The organism is Mesorhizobium sp. M7A.F.Ca.CA.003.01.2.1 (assembly GCF_003998945.1).
In the GTDB taxonomy this organism is placed as follows: domain Bacteria; phylum Pseudomonadota; class Alphaproteobacteria; order Rhizobiales; family Rhizobiaceae; genus Mesorhizobium; species Mesorhizobium ciceri.
In genome coordinates this window covers 1-1708 of sequence record NZ_RZRA01001087.1, presented here as the reverse complement: position 1 = coordinate 1708, position 1708 = coordinate 1, and the positions used below count along the sequence as shown (strand labels likewise).

Annotated in this window: 3 protein-coding genes; 2 read left to right on the top strand and 1 reads right to left on the bottom strand. The window is 61.2% G+C overall.

Going from position 1 to position 1708, the window contains the following annotated elements; all coding sequences use genetic code 11:
• Nucleotides 1-327: MFS transporter (locus EN969_RS29985; protein WP_127419674.1), on the bottom strand; the 327-nt coding region annotated here is incomplete at its 3' end.
• A 160-nt stretch (nucleotides 328-487) separates the two neighbouring features.
• Between EN969_RS29985 and EN969_RS29980 the strand changes: the two genes are divergently transcribed.
• Together EN969_RS29980 and EN969_RS29975 are read left to right on the top strand one after the other, a co-directional pair.
• Nucleotides 488-1327: a LysR family transcriptional regulator gene (locus tag EN969_RS29980; RefSeq protein ID WP_335919132.1), complete on the top strand. Its 840-nt coding sequence runs from the start codon at nucleotides 488-490 to the stop codon at nucleotides 1325-1327.
• A gap of 65 nt (nucleotides 1328-1392) precedes the next feature.
• Nucleotides 1393-1708, top strand: a 316-nt coding sequence (locus tag EN969_RS29975; RefSeq protein WP_164758621.1) for a GNAT family N-acetyltransferase, incomplete at its 3' end; no start/stop codon positions are given.

The following is a 1708-nucleotide window of genomic DNA, read 5'->3' as shown; positions in this document are numbered from 1 at the left end:
GCCTTGCAGGAAGCGTGCAATGATGAGGAGCGAAGCGCTCGGCGCGAGGCCGCACAGCAGTGAGGCCAGCCCGAAGGCGATGGTGGCGATCACCATCACCCGTTTGCGGCCGAAGCGGTCGGCCAGCGTTCCTGTCGCCATCAGCACCGTGGTGCAGGCAATGGTGTAGGCGTTCATGATCCATTGCAGATCCTTGAAGTCGGCGGCGAGCACGCTTTCCAGTTTCGGAAGGATCACCGGGACGCTGGAGATTTCGAGGCCGAACAGCAGCGAGGCAAGGCAGGCCCCGGCAAGCGCAACGGTGTTTCGGTCGATTTGAAACGTCATGTCGATCACTTTCTGTCGAAGCATTCTGGAACCGGGCTGGCTCTTCAAACTGCGGTCGAGATGACATAGACGAGGCTTTACTATGAAAAAAGACTATGCATTTCTATTTCAGAGATAACAAAATGGAATGACGGAGATGGCCAGTCTCGATGTCGATGCCGTGCGCACTTTCGTCATGGTGGCCGACCTGCAGAGCTTCACCCGGGCGGCTGCAGCACTTGGCAGCACCCAGGCGACGATCAGCGTCAAGTTGCGGCGGCTCGAGGAAAAGCTCGGCGCACGTTTGATCGAACGAACCCCGCGCCGCGTGGCACTGTCGGAAAGGGGGGCTGTCTTCCTGCCCGTGGCCCGCGAATTCCTTGCCGCCCATGAACGCGCCGTCGCGGAATTTTCCGCGGCGCCATGTCGGCTTGCGCTCGGCTTCGTCGATCATGTCGCGGGGCCTGAGCTTTCCACGCTGATCGCCCAGCTTCATGCCCACGATCCGTCGCTCGCGCTCAACATACGGATCGATACCAGCTCCATGCTGGAAGAAGCTTTCGATCGCGGCGAACTCGATGCGGTGATTGTGCACCAGGAAGATGACAGTCGACGCGGTGAAGCTTTGTCGCGCACCCACTATGGCTGGTTCGCGGCACCTGGCTTCGAATGGCGACCAGGCACGCCCCTGCGCCTGGCTCTTTTAAGCACCAGATGCAATTGCCCGGACCGTATGAGAGCGGTCGAAGCGCTGGACCGGGCAGGCATCGCCTGGAATGAGGCTTTCGTCGGCGGCGGCGGCGCTGCCGTCAACATCGCGGTATCGGCGGGCTTTGCCCTTTCCGCCCTCGCTTACCGGGTTGTGCCCCCGGGCTTGATCGAGGTGGGCCGCAAACTCGGCCTGCCACCAATTCCCCCGTCCGAGATCGTTTTGCAGTCGCACGCTCTGCCGCCGCGGGCGCGGGAGGCGCTGCACATGCTCGCGACCGCTTTTCGCGAATATAATTCGCCTGCCGAATAGGCAAGGGTGTTCCTGATCCCGATTCTATTGGTATGGATCGGGTTCCAGACTTCAGAGGGAACGAAATGTCCGAGATAATCGTCCGCCCGCTCGCGCAGTCCGACCACGCCGATTGGCGGCGCCTGTGGACCGACTATCTCACCTTCTATGAGACGAAGCTGCCGGAAGAGGTCTACGCCGTCACCTGGAAGCGGCTGTTCACTCCGGGCGAATTCGAGCCAAAAGGCTTCATCGCCACACTGGACGGCAAGGCGGTCGGTCTCACGCACTTCCTGTACCACCGCTCCGGCTGGTCGGAGAAAAACAACTGCTATCTGCAGGATTTGTTCGCCGACCCGGATGTGCGCGGCAAGGGGATCGGCGCCGCCCTTATCAACGCAG